Below are 13,999 nucleotides of genomic sequence, written 5' to 3' on the forward strand. Positions count from 1 at the left end.
GAGAATAGCGTAAAGCCTTTGGGGAAGATTTTAGAATGTAAAAAACCCGGCTGAGTAGCCGGGTTTTTGAACCACATCCAGTAACACTGGAGCGCATTTTTCCAAAAAGGAAAATTAACGCTTAGAGAACTGTGGACGACGACGTGCTTTACGTAGACCCACTTTCTTACGTTCAACGCGACGAGCGTCACGAGTAACGTAGCCAGCAGCACGTAGAACAGGACGTAGAGACTCATCGTATTCCATCAGAGCGCGAGTGATACCGTGACGGATAGCACCTGCTTGACCAGAAATACCACCACCTTTAACAGTGATGTACAGATCCAGTTTTTCTACCATGTCTACCAGTTCAAGAGGTTGTTTAACAACCATGCAAGAAGTTGGACGACCGAAGTACTCTTCAAGGCTACGCTTGTTGATTACGATGTTGCCGCTGCCTGGTTTAATAAAAACACGAGCAGCTGAGCTTTTGCGACGGCCAGTGCCGTAGTATTGATTCTCTGCCATTTCCGAAATCCCCGATTAGATGTCCAGTACTTTTGGTTGTTGAGCAGCATGGTTGTGCTCAGCGCCAGCGTAAACTTTTAGCTTACGGTACATAGCACGGCCTAGAGGACCTTTTGGCAACATACCTTTAACCGCTAACTCAAGTACCATCTCTGGCTTACGCTCAATCAGCTTCTCGAAGCTGAATGATTTCAGGCCACCTGGGAACTCAGAGTGACGGTGGTACATTTTGTTCTTAGCCTTGTTACCTGTAACAGTAACTTTCTCCGCATTAACAACGATGATGTAATCACCAGTGTCAACGTGAGGAGTGTATTCAGCTTTGTGTTTGCCACGTAGGCGAGATGCAATTTCACTTGCTAGACGGCCAAGAGTTTTACCTTCAGCGTCTACAACGTACCAGTCGCGTTTTACAGTTTCTGGTTTAGCAACGAAAGTTTTCATGCTAATAATAACCCGTTAATTTAAATTTACACTTCAAGGAGCTTTCGCTCCCACTGTCTAAGAGCCCAGTCATCACCCCTTCGAGTGGGTGGCACTCTCGGCCACAAAGGACCTGCAGTAACGGTGGGTCGCAGGATTATAGAGAAGAGCGCAGAAAAAATCACCTCTTTTTACGTAAAATCTGAAAAAAATCCGACGCCAAAGCTGCCTGATGTTTTTCTGTTTAAACTAGGTGCTCTTTCGCCAAATAATCATGACTTTGCATCTCGATCAGTCGTGATTGGCAGCGTTTAAACTCAAACTCTAATAAACCATGTGAGTAAAGTTCAGAAACAGCCACTTCTGCAGACACAATCAATTTTACATGTCGTTCGTAAAATTCATCCACCAAGGCAATAAAACGTCTAGCCGCATCATCGTTGTTTTTATTCATCTGCTTTACATCAGCAAGAAGAACGGTGTGGTAGATTTTCGACAACTCGATATAGTCATACTGACTACGTGCGGTTTGGCATAATTGAGCAAACGTCGCATACAACACGCCATCACAAGCCGCATTAACTGGCACTAAACGGTGATTCACTTCAATATGATCATCTGGTTTATGCTCAGAACTGATCAACTGCCGGAAATAACGTTGCAAGTTATCTGACGCTTTTTCATCTAATGGATAATGATAAATTTCGGCTTGTTGTAAGGTTCTCAGACGGTAATCCACACCACTATCGACATTTAGAATATGGCAATGAGTTTCGACCAGAGCAATCGCAGGTAAAAAGCGAGCGCGTTGCAGCCCATTACGATACAGATCTTGCGGAGCAATATTTGAGGTAGCGACCAAGACCACTCCGCGTCTAAATAGTGCTTCGAACAAGGTGCCTAGAATCATTGCGTCGGTAATATCTGAGACAAAGAACTCATCAAAACAGATAATATTCGCTTCGGCACAAAAACGATCCGCAACAATTTCGAGCGGATCACTCACTTCCGATAGCGAGCGCAGCTCATCATGAACTCGATACATGAAACGATGAAAATGGACTCGTAATTTCTTGTCATTCGGCAAGGATTCAAAAAAAGTATCCATCAGGTAGGTTTTGCCACGACCGACACCTCCCCACATATACAGGCCTTTAGGAGGAGGCGTGGGTTCGATACGCTTACCCAATAACTTATGCCACAAAGAAGGTCGTACCACTGGCTGATTTAGATAATCAATCCACTGGTGATACAGATTATCTAGGGCATCCACGGCACGAGCCTGCGCTTCATCACTATAAAAATCAGTGCGTTGCAAATCTTTTTTATATCGCTGCTTCGGAGTCATACTGGTCTACTACAGTTACAATGAGAGCCATAAACGCAAAACCACTCACATGCATTTTGCTTTATCCAACCTGACTCTCATAGTAACATGTCCCTCGTACATGTGTAACCGATGGGTAAAAAACATGTTAAATAACAACAATAAGGAGCTATTATGCCTTGGATCTATGCCATTGCTGGATTGCTAGTGGGGATTGCTGTCGGGATGCTGATTGCTCGTTTGACTACCCCTCAATATAAGACGCAGAAGAACCTGCAAAAAGAACTCGAGAGCACTAAATTCACTTTAGAGCAACAGCGCCAAGAGCTGTCTGATCACTTTGCTCAAACAGCAGAAATGCTCGACACCCTAGGAAAAGATTACACTAAGCTGTATCAACATATGGCGAAAACGGCTACCGATTTGATTCCAAATTTGCCAGAGCAAGACAACCCATTCAGTAAATTAGCTCAGCAAAAAGAGAGCGAAAGCAAACAACCAGAAGAACTGGAACAGCCACCAAAAGATTACGCTTTAGGTGCTACGGGTTTATTGCGTGGCGAAGAAAAAGCCATTATCCGTTCGGCTGATTTGGTGAATGCCAAAGCTAGTTAATCAATTCACACATTCTGTGGTGAACTTTGTAAAGGTTTTTGAGTCATAACTCGCAGACTGTCAGTTGAAGTTTCTTTAAGTGAACATATTTTTACTTCAACCAGACGTTAAATTGCACGAGGAGTTTATGATGAAAAAACCTTTACTTGTTTTGACTGCTCTGTCACTCAGCTTGAGTTCCATTCTCACGCCATTATCGGCAACAGCAGCGCTCCCTCTCTCTGTTAGTGGAGAACAAGTCCCTAGCCTAGCCCCTATGCTCGAAAAAGTTACTCCAGCCGTTGTGAGTATTGCAGTGGAAGGAACTCAGGTTTCAAGGCAGCGCTTGCCAGACCAATTTCGTTTTTTCTTCGGTCCTGATTTCCCAACCGAGCAACTCCAAGAACGACCTTTCCGTGGTTTAGGTTCAGGCGTCATCATTAATGCAGATAAAGGCTATATCGTCACTAACTATCATGTCATTAATGGTGCTGAGAAAATCCGCGTCAAACTGCATGATGGCAGAGAAATTGATGCAGAGCTCGTTGGAGGTGATGAGATGTCTGACATCGCCTTGTTAAAGCTCAGTAAAACCAAAAACCTAACAGAAATTAAAATTGCCGACTCTGACGTCCTGCGAGTCGGTGACTTTGCGGTTGCAATTGGTAACCCCTTTGGCCTTGGACAGACAGTGACGTCTGGAATTGTTTCCGCTTTAGGCCGTAGCGGTCTAAATATCGAAAATTTCGAGAACTTCATTCAAACCGATGCCGCCATCAATAGTGGTAACTCTGGTGGTGCCTTGGTCAATCTCAATGGTGAATTGATCGGAATCAACACTGCCATTCTTGGTCCTAACGGCGGGAACGTTGGAATCGGTTTTGCAATCCCCTCCAATATGATGAAAAACCTTGCCGATCAGATCTTAGAGTTTGGTGAAGTGAAACGCGGCATGCTTGGCGTTCAAGGTGGAGAGATAACTTCCGAGCTTGCCGATGCTCTAGGCTATGAATCGTCCAAAGGCGCTTTTGTGAGTCAGGTCGTTCAAGACAGTGCCGCGGATAAAGCAGGTATTAAGGCTGGTGATATCATCACCTCACTCAATGGCAAAAAAGTAGATACCTTCTCTGAATTACGCGCTAAAGTCGCGACACTTGGTGCAGGAAAAACGATTACGCTTGGCGTATTACGTGATGGACAAACCAAGAATATTGATGTCACTTTGGGTGAGCAGCAAAACTCCAAAACCAAAGCGGAATCACTTCATCAAGGATTGAGCGGCGCAGAGCTAAGCAATACCACTGAGAGTGATCCAATCCAAGGTGTTAAAGTCACTGAGGTTCAAAAAGGTTCGGCAGCAGAATCCTATCAACTGCAAAAAGATGACATCATCATCGGCGTAAACCGCAAACGAGTGAAGAATATTGCTGAATTACGGGCGATTATGGAGAAATCACCGAATATTCTAGCATTAAACATTCAACGCGGAGATCGTACAATTTATCTTGTGGTTCGTTAATGTACTTCACTGTTACCGCCCAATAGGGCGGTAACCCACTCTTCCGTCATCTCTCCCCCCCTATTTATCCCTTATTCATCCTGGTTCCAATGCAACTTTGGCGAAATTCATTTCCAGTGTTATTCTTGGCGACTCACAGTGAGGAATTTATTCAATATTGAGTTGAGGAAACTATGCTGAAATTTTGGGTTCGCTCAATCGGCTTCGGGCTATTGGCTGCGATTATCATCATTTTTGTCACGCCCTCACTGCGTTCAAAACTCATTCCTGTTGTTCATTCTCAGCCACGTAACATTGGCGCATTACAGATATCGTTTAACGAAGCAGTTCGTAAAGCGGCTCCTGCGGTGGTGAATATTTATAACCGAAAATACAGTGAGAATGATCGCCAGAAATTATCGACCCAAGGCTTAGGCTCTGGGGTGATAGTCAGTGAGAAAGGCTACATCATTACTAACTACCATGTGGTTGCCCAAGCGGATCAAATTGTTGTTGCTCTACAAGATGGCAGAGCGGCGGCCGCGCAATTAGTGGGGAAAGATCGACGTACTGATATTGCAATATTAAGAGTAGAAGGCACGGGCTTGCCCATCATTCCACTCAATCCAGACTATCACCCCAAAGTTGGCGATGTCGTGTTAGCTATCGGCAACCCTTATAATCTGGGACAAACGACTACCTTTGGCATAATTTCAGCGACAGGTCGTTCCTCGATCAGCGCTGATGGTCGCCAAGCCTTTATCCAAACTGATGCCGCAATCAATGACGGCAACTCAGGCGGCGCATTGGTCAATACTCAAGGTGAACTTGTCGGTATCAATACCGCTTCTTTCCAACAAGCCACCGATCTCGAAACCTATGGTATTTCATTTGCGATTCCGTATTCACTCGCCAGTAAAATTATGGCTAAAATCATCGCAGATGGACGCGTTATCCGCGGTTATATCGGGGTTGATGGTCAAGATATTAATTCTATGACCTCACGCTTACTGGGTAATGAGCATGTTGGCGGGATCATTGTTTTAGGTGTTGACCCAAATGGCCCCGCAGCGCGAGCTGGGTTCCTAGAACAAGATATCTTACTGAAAATTGATGGAAAAAAAGTCAATGGTCGCCAAAATGTAACCGATACCGTGACCGATTTACGCCCCGGCACCGTAGTCGATTTCACCTTACTGCGTAAAGGCGAAGAGATTGTGCTACCTGTTACGATTGGAGAAGATGCTCGCGAGTAACGGGGATTTACGTTTTCGCTAAAGCAATTTAGTAATCAATGAACACAAAAAAGCGGAGCCCTTGGGCTCCGCTTTTTACTACGAGAACGAGAGTTCTAGCATTACTTCTTAGCCAGCTTCTCTTTGATACGAGCAGCTTTACCAGATAGGTCACGCAGGTAGTACAGTTTGGCACGACGTACTGCACCGCGACGCTTAACTTCGATGCTATCAACTACTGGAGAGTGAGTTTGGAACGTACGCTCAACACCTTCGCCGTTAGAAATTTTACGAACGGTGAATGCTGAGTGCAGACCACGGTTACGGATTGCGATTACGATGCCTTCAAAAGCCTGTAGACGCTCACGGTCACCTTCTTTTACCTTAACTTGAACCACAACAGTGTCGCCTGGTGCAAATTGAGGCAGGTCTTGTTTCATTTGCTCTTGTTCTAGAGCCTTGATGATGTTACTCATTGTCTAAATTCCTAGAATAAACTGATACTAAATTTAATAGGTTACTGATGGCGAGTCTCTTTAATGTACTCGGTCAGTAATTGTTCCTGTTCGTCAGTCAGAGCTAGGTTTTCCAGGAGCTCCGGTCTTCTAAGCCAGGTACGGCCAAGCGACTGCTTGAGTCGCCAACGACGAATGTCCTCGTGATTGCCGGATTTCAGTACCGCTGGTACCTCTTTTCCATCCAATACTTCAGGACGCGTATAGTGCGGACAATCCAACAAACCATTGGCAAAAGAGTCTTCTTCTGCTGACGCGAAATCCCCTAATACTCCCGGAATAAACCGCGAGACAGAATCAATCAGCGTCATGGCTGGGAGCTCCCCACCCGTCATTACGAAATCTCCAATTGACCATTCTTCGTCAACTTCAGACTCAATAATGCGTTCATCTACCCCTTCATAGCGACCGCAAATCAGAATCAGATTCTGGTTTTGCGCCAGCTCTTCCACACCTTGTTGGTCGAGTTTTCGACCTTGCGGAGAGAGGTAAATCACTTTCGTCTTACCCGGTGACGCTTGTTTCGCAGCATGGATGGCATCGCGCAAAGGTTGCACCATCATCAACATGCCGGGGCCGCCACCGTAGGGTTTATCATCGACAGTGCGACGTTTGTCATGAGCGAAATCACGAGGATTCCAAGCTTCAACTGACAACAACCCTTTTTTAACCGCCTGACCTGTTACTCCAAAATCGGTAACGCTGCGGAACATTTCAGGAAATAGGCTAACAATGCCAACCCACATGTTTCCTCGCTTATTCGATTTTAAGAGTTAAAACGCAGGATCCCAGTCAACTTCGATCCGTTGAGCTTGGCGATCAACAACTTTGATCACTTGCTCTTCAAGAAACGGAATTAACCGTTCCTTTTGGCCGAAAGCATCTTTCAGATTCGCTTTCACCACGAGAACATCGTTGGAGCCTGTTTCCATCATATCGGTTACCACGCCAAGGTCGTAGCCGTTAGTGGTCACTACTTGCATACCAAACAATTCACGCCAGTAGAATTCATCTTCTGACAATTCTGGTAGTGATGCGGGGTCAATAGCAATTTCAAAGTTAGTCAGCAGGTGTGCATCTTCACGGACATCAAGCCCTTGAAGTTTTACTACCCAACCTTTGTTGTGGCGTTTCCAGCCTTCTACTTTGTGCTCAACCCACTCGCCCTTTTGGTCAATAAACCAAGGACTGTAATCAAAAATACTTTCTGGATTGTCTGTGTAGGAAAAAACTTTAAGCCAGCCACGAATGCCGTAAGAAGAACCTAATTTTCCCACAACCAATCTTTCGTTTTGCTTGCCCATCGTCTCTTTACCTTTCATCGACATAAACTAGTTACTACTTAACAGTAATAATTAAGCCGCTTTTTGAGCGGTTTTAACTAGCTGTGCTACGCGATCAGACAGAGATGCGCCTTGTGAAACCCAATGGTTCACGCGATCTAGGTCTAGGCGCAGGCCTTCTTCTTGACCAGTAGCAGTAGGGTTAAAGAAACCTACTTTCTCGATGAAACGGCCAGTTGCTGAGTTGCGGCTGTCAGCTACAACGATTTGATAGAATGGACGCTTTTTCGCGCCGTGACGTGCCAAACGAATGGTTACCATGTCGTCCTCTTTGCTTTTCAAAAATAAAATTAACCCCGAAAACCATCTTGCAAAAAAATTCACAAAATCAGTTTAGGGTCTCGTGCCAAAATAAAGCCTCGGAATTCTACTCTTATTCCGAGGCTTTGCAAGGGGTTTAGCTACTTTTTCACCAGCAAAAAGTGCTACGAATTACCGTGATTCAGCTAACAGATTGAAAAGCTCACTGATCACTCAAGTGGCTGCGTGCGAGTGGACTAACGCCCGAAGAAACCGCCGCCAAAACCACCACGACCACCGCCACCCATTAGGCCTTGCATGTTACGCATCATGCCTTTCATGCCACCTTGTTGCATTTTCTTCATCATCTTCTGCATCTGGGTAAACTGCTTGAGCAGGCGGTTTACGTCTTGCACTTGGGTACCTGAACCCGCAGCAATCCGCTTTTTACGTGAGCCCTTGATGAGATCGGGGTTTTGACGCTCTTTCATGGTCATTGAGTTGATGATGGCTTCCATCTGCTTGAAAACGCGATCATCCACTTTATCTTTCATATCCGCCGGCAGTTGAGACATTCCGGGCAGTTTATCAAGCATCCCCATCATGCCGCCCATGTTTTTCATCTGACCTAACTGCTCACGAAAGTCTTCTAAATCAAAGCCTTTCTTCTCTTTGAATTTTTTCGCGAGTTTTTCAGCTTTCTCTTGGTCAACGTTGCGCTGCAGATCCTCGATCAGCGACAGAACATCACCCATACCGAGAATACGTGAAGCAATACGATCAGGGTGGAAAGGCTCCAACGCATCGGTTTTCTCGCCGACACCGATAAATTTAATCGGTTTACCGGTAATATGGCGTACCGACAACGCCGCACCGCCACGCGCATCACCATCGACCTTGGTCAGGATCACCCCTGTTAGCGGCAATGCATCACCAAACGCTTTCGCGGTATTCGCGGCATCTTGGCCGGTCATGGCATCGACCACGAACAGCGTTTCAACCGGATTGATCGCTTTATGCAGCGCCTGAATTTCGGCCATCATCTGTTCGTCGATCGCCAAACGACCCGCGGTATCGACAATCAGTACGTCGTAGAATTTCTTCTTAGCGTGGTCAATCGCAGCGTTAGCGATATCAATCGGTTTTTGATCCGGTGTGGACGGGAAGAAATCAACGCCTAAATCATTGGCTAATGTTTCGAGCTGCTTGATCGCCGCAGGGCGATACACGTCAGCGGAAACCACCAACACTTTCTTCTTATCACGCTCTTTTAGGAGCTTAGAGAGTTTGCCAACGGACGTGGTTTTACCCGCACCTTGCAAACCGGCCATCAAAATAACCGCCGGTGGCTGAGCGGCAAGATTCAAGGCTTCGTTGGATTCGCCCATCACCGCTTCTAATTGTTGACGGACGATTTTGATGAACTCTTGACCCGGAGTCAGAGATTTAGAAACTTCGACACCAACGGCACCTTCTTTGACGCGATTAACAAAATCACGAACAACAGGCAGCGCAACGTCCGCCTCTAACAGCGCCATGCGCACTTCGCGCAGGGTATCTTTAATGTTGTCTTCAGTAAGACGACCTTTGCCGCTGATATTTTTCAGCGTTTTGGACAATCGATCGGTTAAATTCTCAAACATCTTTTTTCTCTTCGCTAAGCGGCGATAAATTGGCGTGAGTATACCTTAGACAAACGGACAGGCATACCCGTAGCGCATTGCGGAGATTCACGAAAGTTCAATTGACCTGTTTTTTGTGTTCTATGCTCTCAAAAACGAAGGTGATCCAAAGTAGCCCATTGGCACAGAGCAAGGTATAATTCGCCCACTTAACCCTTATCTATGTGGCAGGTATGGACAACTTAATCGCGATTGCCGCGGCGATGTTATATCTCTTGTCGATTGCGACTATCGTACCCGGATTGGTTAATCAAACCGGGATCCGAGCGAAAACCGTGTTTATCAGTGCTGCGATCGCACTGTTGTTTCATGGTTGGCTACTGAGTGATTTGATCCTACACAGCGGTGGACAAAATCTGAGTATCCTCAATGTTGCATCGTTAATCAGCTTCATTATCTCTTTGGTGATGAGCGTTGCCATGTTCAAAACTCGGTTATGGTTTTTGTTACCCGTCGCTTACAGTTTTTCGGCAATCAATCTTTCTGCAGCCACTTTTTTACCTGGCACCTTTATTACTCATTTAGAGAATGACCCCAAGCTGCTGTTACACATTTCTTTGGCATTATTCTCATACTCCACGTTGAGCATCGGGGCTTTATACGCGTTACAACTGGCTTGGCTCGACCATAAGTTGAAAAGTAAAAAAGTCTTCTCTATCAATCCCAACCTGCCACCGCTACTCATGGTTGAACGGCAACTGTTCAAAATCATTCTGATTGGCAATCTATTACTGACTGGGACACTACTCAGCGGATTTATCTTCGTTCAGGATATGTTTGCCCAAGGTAAAGCACATAAAGCCATTTTGTCGTTTGTGGCTTGGGTTGTGTATTCAATTTTACTGTGGGGTCATTACCGTAAAGGTTGGCGCGGCAAAAAAGTCACTTGGTTTGCCGTCGCGGGGGCCACTTTACTCACCTTGGCGTATTTTGGTAGCCGCTTTGTACGTGAGATCATTTTGCGCTGAACAAGATTCATCAACCTGTCATTTGACACATAAGATAAATTCAGCCTTTAATTAAAAATCTGTCATAAGGAAAATTCGCGTTTTGGACGACATATCAACGGGTATCTTATTTGCGCTACTCGCGTGTCTCATTATTATTTCTGCCTACTTCTCCGGTTCTGAAACCGGCATGATGGCTCTCAACCGTTATCGTTTAAAGCATTTAGCCAACAGTGGCCACAAAGGTGCCAAACGAGTTGAAAAGCTCTTGGATCGCCCAGATCGTTTGATTGGCTTAATTCTGATTGGTAATAACCTAGTCAATATTCTCGCATCTGCAATTGCGACCATTATTGGTATGCGTTTGTATGGTGATTTAGGCGTCGCGATTGCGACAGGTGCCTTGACCTTAGTCATCTTGGTATTTGCTGAGGTGACCCCAAAAACCTTAGCCGCACTCTACCCTGAACGTGTTTCTTACGCGAGCAGCGTATTGTTGACCATTTTGATGAAAGTGCTCTCACCGCTGGTTCTGTTTATCAATGTCATCACCAATGGTCTGATCCGTATTCTTGGTATTTCACCGAAGCATAGCAAAGGTGATCACCTAAGCTCGGAAGAACTGCGCACCGTTGTGAATGAAGCCGGAGGCCTTATTCCTCGTCGTCACCAAGATATGTTGTTGTCGATCCTCGATCTTGAACATGTCACCGTAAACGACATCATGATCCCACGTAATGAGATCTCAGGGATCAACATCAACGATGATTGGAAGTCGATCACTCGTCAGCTCGCACACTCCCCTCATGGGCGTGTAGTGCTGTACCGCGACAAGATTGATGAAGTAGTGGGGATCCTGCGTTTGCGTGAAGCCTCACGCTTTATGCTAGAGAAGAACGACTTTAATAAAGAGATGCTGCTGCGTGCAGCCGATGAGATTTACTTTATTCCTGAAGGGACGCCACTCAACGTTCAGTTGCTCAAATTCCAACGCAATAAAGAGCGCATTGGTTTAATCGTGGATGAATACGGTGAAATCATTGGCTTAACGACGTTGGAAGATATTTTGGAAGAGATTGTCGGTGAGTTTACTACCTCAATGTCACCGAGCTTAGCGGACGAAATTACTCCACAAAGCGACGGCAGCTTCTTAATAGAAGGCAGTGCCAACATTCGAGATATCAACAAAAGCCTCAAATGGAAACTCCCTACTGATGGACCTCGTACCTTGAATGGTTTGATTCTAGAGCACCTTGAAGAGATCCCGGCCAGCCACCTGAGTGTGAAAGTAGCACAGCACAAAATGGAGATCATCGAATTGGAAGAAAACCGAATTAAGTTGGTGAAGGTTTACCCAAGAAAAACCAAAGCCAGTCTGGTTTAATGTAAACGCCCAAACAAAAGCCCGAACAAACATTCGGGCTTTTTTCATTTTGCGTGTTCATCGAAAAGTGGACTGTAATCGACTTAGTGAACCTTGAGTTCATTAAGCATAGCGTCAGGCAGCGCCAGCTCATCGTTACGGTTAACAGAGATACCTGCCGCAATCACTTTCTGCGCAATGCCTTTGGCTTCTTCTAGCGAATGCATTGCGGCTGTGCCGCACTGGTATTCGTTGAGCTCAGGAATTTTATCTTGGCTTTCCACTTTTAACACATCTTGCATTGCGGCTAGCCATGCTTGTGCTACTTGCTGCTCTGTCGGTGCACCAATCAAGCTCATGTAGAAACCTGTACGGCAACCCATTGGTGAAATATCGATGATCTCCACTTGGCTGCCGTTAAGGTGAGCACGCATAAAGCCTGCGTACAAATGCTCTAAGGTATGAATACCGCGCTCAGACAGAATGTCTTTGTTAGGCACGGTAAAACGCAAATCAAATACGGTAATCGTATCCCCTTTTGGGGTTTGCATGGTTTTCGCAACACGCACAGCCGGGGCATTCATCCGCGTGTGATCAACCGTAAAACTGTCTAGTAATGGCATTTCCTTTCTCCCTTTCTGGCTCGTCTTAACGCGTGCCAATCAATAGCTAACCCTAAACTGTCGCCTGCAAATACGCAAAATATTGCGTTAAGTAAGCATCAAAACTGAGCGTATCTTGCGCTTCAATCTGCGCTTGCGCTTCTGTTGAGCGACTCACTTCCTGTTCCATTTCTGCTTGCGAATAAAATTGATATTGATGCTGTAAATTAGCTGCTCGATATTTGTTGCCTAGCGCACACCCCGTTTTACCTAGACCGCCGTGCTGTTTAATCTCCGCTAAAATCTGAGCAGAAAGCGTTAGCTCAGGGTGATCAATCCAACTCTCCAACTTCTCGCACACATCCTGATAAGCGGTACCGCCTAATGATGCATCCATCGTTTCCGCTATCACACGTAAATCGGCAAACACTCGCTTCGCCCATGCTTGTAAGGTTAACACTTCGCCGTGACAACCAATTTGCAATTCTAAGCCCGGTTTACGACCTTCCAACACCACTTTACGCCAGTTATCACGCCAACATCCGAGTTCACAGCCATCCATCGGATCAGAGTCTGAGAGTGCCGTCCAAGCCAAAAATAGATCAAGGAAACGCACCTGATCTTCATCGATACCGATTGGGCTAAATGGGTTCACATCAAGTGAGCGCACTTCAATATACTCAACCCCAGCGCGCGCTAGAGCTTGAGATGGGCGTTCACCACTTTGCGCCACGCGTTTCGGGCGAATCGGTGCATACAGTTCATTTTCGATTTGCAGCACGTTGCTATTGAGCTGGCGGTATTCCCCCTCAACCTTCACCCCAAGTTTTGCAAACTCTTGTGATGGAGTGCGGATCGCCTCATTCAATCCTTGCAGGTACTGTTCAATGCTGTTGAAACCAATTTGCAGCACACTTTGCGCACTGTTGGTATAACCCAAATCACTCAAGCGCAGTGATGTGGCATAAGGTAAATAGAGCGTTTTACCAATCGACTCAAACGGTAGATCCGTTTTGCGCCCCTGTAAGAAAGAAGAGCAAATGGCTGGCGATGCACCAAACAAATACGGGATCAACCAACCAAAGCGGTAATAGTTACGAATGACACCAAAATAAGCGGCAGATTTACTGGCTTGGCGTGCTTGTGGATCTTGCTCGCCATACAGCGCATCCCAAAAAGAATCCGGGAATGAGAAATTGAAATGCACGCCGGAGATAATCTGCATTAGGCTACCATAGCGTCGTTTCAGACCTTCCCGATACAAGGTTTTCATTTTCCCCGTATTGGATGAACCGTATTGCGCCAACACTATGCCCTCTTCGCTGCCCACATAACAAGGCATCGACAATGGCCACAGTTTTTCATCGCCCAGTTTGGTTTGCGCGAAATGATGAATATCCGACATCTGGGCGATAAGCGTATCCACCTCGTGTGAAACCGGAGTAATGAATTCAAGCAAAGATTCGGCAAAGTCGGTGGTGATCCAACGGTGTGTTAATGCTGAGCCCAGTTCTTTCGGGTGTGGCGTTTGCGTGAGTGCACCTTCCGGCGTGTAACGCAATGATTCGCGCTCCAGTCCACGGCTAAAGTTTTGAAATACTTCTGGTTTATTTGCAACTGTTTGTAGTCGCTCGGCAAATTTACTCAAAATACGCTTCGCTTATGTCGGTGGTTATAATCGAATGCCGTCTCTTAAGCTGACAGCTTAAGTAGCATAGCGAGT

Annotated in this window: 15 protein-coding genes; 5 read left to right on the forward strand and 10 right to left on the reverse strand. The window is 45.9% G+C overall.

What is annotated here, in order from left to right; genetic code table 11:
* Positions 1–114 precede the first annotated feature (114 nt).
* The 3 genes from rpsI to zapE all read right to left on the reverse strand — a co-directional run bounded on the left by rpsI (position 115) and on the right by zapE (position 2,278).
* The gene (gene rpsI, locus EPB59_RS09925) at positions 115–507 is read right to left on the reverse strand and encodes a 30S ribosomal protein S9 (protein WP_000829823.1); all 393 of its coding nucleotides are present in this window, start codon (positions 505–507) and stop codon (positions 115–117) included.
* 15 nt (positions 508–522) lie between these two features.
* The gene (gene rplM / locus EPB59_RS09930; RefSeq protein ID WP_000847599.1) at positions 523–951 is read right to left on the reverse strand and encodes a 50S ribosomal protein L13; all 429 of its coding nucleotides are present in this window, start codon (positions 949–951) and stop codon (positions 523–525) included.
* Positions 952–1,174: 223 nt separating this feature from the next.
* The gene (gene zapE, locus EPB59_RS09935) at positions 1,175–2,278 is read right to left on the reverse strand and encodes a cell division protein ZapE (RefSeq protein WP_154172572.1); all 1,104 of its coding nucleotides are present in this window, start codon (positions 2,276–2,278) and stop codon (positions 1,175–1,177) included.
* Positions 2,279–2,431: 153 nt separating this feature from the next.
* Between zapE and zapG the strand changes: the two genes are divergently transcribed.
* From zapG to degS, 3 genes are all read left to right on the forward strand, one after another.
* Entirely contained in the window at positions 2,432–2,872 is a 441-nt protein-coding gene (gene zapG / locus EPB59_RS09940; RefSeq protein WP_055051710.1) for a Z-ring associated protein ZapG, read from the forward strand.
* Between the two features lie 130 nt (positions 2,873–3,002).
* A complete protein-coding gene (locus tag EPB59_RS09945; protein WP_195706979.1) occupies positions 3,003–4,370 on the forward strand; it encodes a DegQ family serine endoprotease in 1,368 nt (455 codons plus the stop codon).
* Positions 4,371–4,543: 173 nt separating this feature from the next.
* Positions 4,544–5,605 (forward strand): outer membrane-stress sensor serine endopeptidase DegS, encoded by a 1,062-nt coding sequence (gene degS, locus EPB59_RS09950; RefSeq protein WP_154172576.1) that lies wholly within the window; start codon positions 4,544–4,546, stop codon positions 5,603–5,605.
* 101 nt (positions 5,606–5,706) lie between these two features.
* Here degS and rplS read toward each other — a convergent pair whose 3' ends face one another.
* The 5 genes from rplS to ffh all read right to left on the reverse strand — a co-directional run bounded on the left by rplS (position 5,707) and on the right by ffh (position 9,325).
* Complete coding sequence (gene rplS / locus EPB59_RS09955) at positions 5,707–6,060, reverse strand: 50S ribosomal protein L19 (RefSeq protein WP_000065250.1); 354 nt, start codon at positions 6,058–6,060, stop codon at positions 5,707–5,709.
* Between the two features lie 41 nt (positions 6,061–6,101).
* Positions 6,102–6,845: a tRNA (guanosine(37)-N1)-methyltransferase TrmD gene (gene trmD, locus EPB59_RS09960; protein ID WP_000270017.1), complete on the reverse strand. Its 744-nt coding sequence runs from the start codon at positions 6,843–6,845 to the stop codon at positions 6,102–6,104.
* Positions 6,846–6,872: 27 nt separating this feature from the next.
* Positions 6,873–7,427, reverse strand: coding sequence for a ribosome maturation factor RimM (gene rimM, locus EPB59_RS09965; protein ID WP_055051708.1), 555 nt, complete (start codon positions 7,425–7,427; stop codon positions 6,873–6,875).
* A gap of 27 nt (positions 7,428–7,454) precedes the next feature.
* Positions 7,455–7,703, reverse strand: coding sequence for a 30S ribosomal protein S16 (gene rpsP / locus EPB59_RS09970; protein WP_000256449.1), 249 nt, complete (start codon positions 7,701–7,703; stop codon positions 7,455–7,457).
* A 236-nt stretch (positions 7,704–7,939) separates the two neighbouring features.
* Positions 7,940–9,325 carry a signal recognition particle protein gene (ffh, locus tag EPB59_RS09975; RefSeq protein WP_000462721.1) on the reverse strand — a complete coding sequence of 462 codons (1,386 nt, stop codon included), beginning with the start codon at positions 9,323–9,325 and terminating at the stop codon, positions 7,940–7,942.
* A gap of 212 nt (positions 9,326–9,537) precedes the next feature.
* Between ffh and EPB59_RS09980 the strand changes: the two genes are divergently transcribed.
* Positions 9,538–10,332 carry a cytochrome C assembly family protein gene (locus EPB59_RS09980; protein ID WP_055051707.1) on the forward strand — a complete coding sequence of 265 codons (795 nt, stop codon included), beginning with the start codon at positions 9,538–9,540 and terminating at the stop codon, positions 10,330–10,332.
* An 82-nt stretch (positions 10,333–10,414) separates the two neighbouring features.
* Complete coding sequence (locus tag EPB59_RS09985; protein WP_055027861.1) at positions 10,415–11,695, forward strand: HlyC/CorC family transporter; 1,281 nt, start codon at positions 10,415–10,417, stop codon at positions 11,693–11,695.
* An 83-nt stretch (positions 11,696–11,778) separates the two neighbouring features.
* Here EPB59_RS09985 and luxS read toward each other — a convergent pair whose 3' ends face one another.
* Together luxS and gshA are read right to left on the reverse strand one after the other, a co-directional pair.
* On the reverse strand, positions 11,779–12,297 hold the full coding sequence (gene luxS, locus EPB59_RS09990) for an S-ribosylhomocysteine lyase (RefSeq protein ID WP_055051706.1): 519 nt from the start codon (positions 12,295–12,297) through the stop codon (positions 11,779–11,781).
* 52 nt (positions 12,298–12,349) lie between these two features.
* Positions 12,350–13,924, reverse strand: a complete 1,575-nt coding sequence (gene gshA, locus EPB59_RS09995) for a glutamate--cysteine ligase (RefSeq protein WP_154172578.1) — start codon at positions 13,922–13,924, stop codon at positions 12,350–12,352.
* Positions 13,925–13,999: the final 75 nt, after the last annotated feature.

It is taken from the genome of Vibrio metoecus (genome assembly GCF_009665255.1).
GTDB lineage: Bacteria > Pseudomonadota > Gammaproteobacteria > Enterobacterales > Vibrionaceae > Vibrio > Vibrio metoecus_B.

Excerpts from the sequence above, each read along its gene's own strand:
- rpsI (WP_000829823.1), bottom strand. The coding sequence starts at position 507 with ATGGCAGAGAATCAATACTACGGCACTGGCCGTCGCAAAAGCTCAGCT.
- rplM (WP_000847599.1), bottom strand. The coding sequence starts at position 951 with ATGAAAACTTTCGTTGCTAAACCAGAAACTGTAAAACGCGACTGGTAC.
- zapE (WP_154172572.1), bottom strand. The coding sequence starts at position 2,278 with ATGACTCCGAAGCAGCGATATAAAAAAGATTTGCAACGCACTGATTTT.
- zapG (WP_055051710.1), top strand. The coding sequence starts at position 2,432 with ATGCCTTGGATCTATGCCATTGCTGGATTGCTAGTGGGGATTGCTGTC.
- EPB59_RS09945 (WP_195706979.1), top strand. The coding sequence starts at position 3,003 with ATGAAAAAACCTTTACTTGTTTTGACTGCTCTGTCACTCAGCTTGAGT.
- degS (WP_154172576.1), top strand. The coding sequence starts at position 4,544 with ATGCTGAAATTTTGGGTTCGCTCAATCGGCTTCGGGCTATTGGCTGCG.
- rplS (WP_000065250.1), bottom strand. The coding sequence starts at position 6,060 with ATGAGTAACATCATCAAGGCTCTAGAACAAGAGCAAATGAAACAAGAC.
- trmD (WP_000270017.1), bottom strand. The coding sequence starts at position 6,845 with ATGTGGGTTGGCATTGTTAGCCTATTTCCTGAAATGTTCCGCAGCGTT.
- rimM (WP_055051708.1), bottom strand. The coding sequence starts at position 7,427 with ATGTCGATGAAAGGTAAAGAGACGATGGGCAAGCAAAACGAAAGATTG.
- rpsP (WP_000256449.1), bottom strand. The coding sequence starts at position 7,703 with ATGGTAACCATTCGTTTGGCACGTCACGGCGCGAAAAAGCGTCCATTC.
- ffh (WP_000462721.1), bottom strand. The coding sequence starts at position 9,325 with ATGTTTGAGAATTTAACCGATCGATTGTCCAAAACGCTGAAAAATATC.
- EPB59_RS09980 (WP_055051707.1), top strand. The coding sequence starts at position 9,538 with ATGGACAACTTAATCGCGATTGCCGCGGCGATGTTATATCTCTTGTCG.
- luxS (WP_055051706.1), bottom strand. The coding sequence starts at position 12,297 with ATGCCATTACTAGACAGTTTTACGGTTGATCACACGCGGATGAATGCC.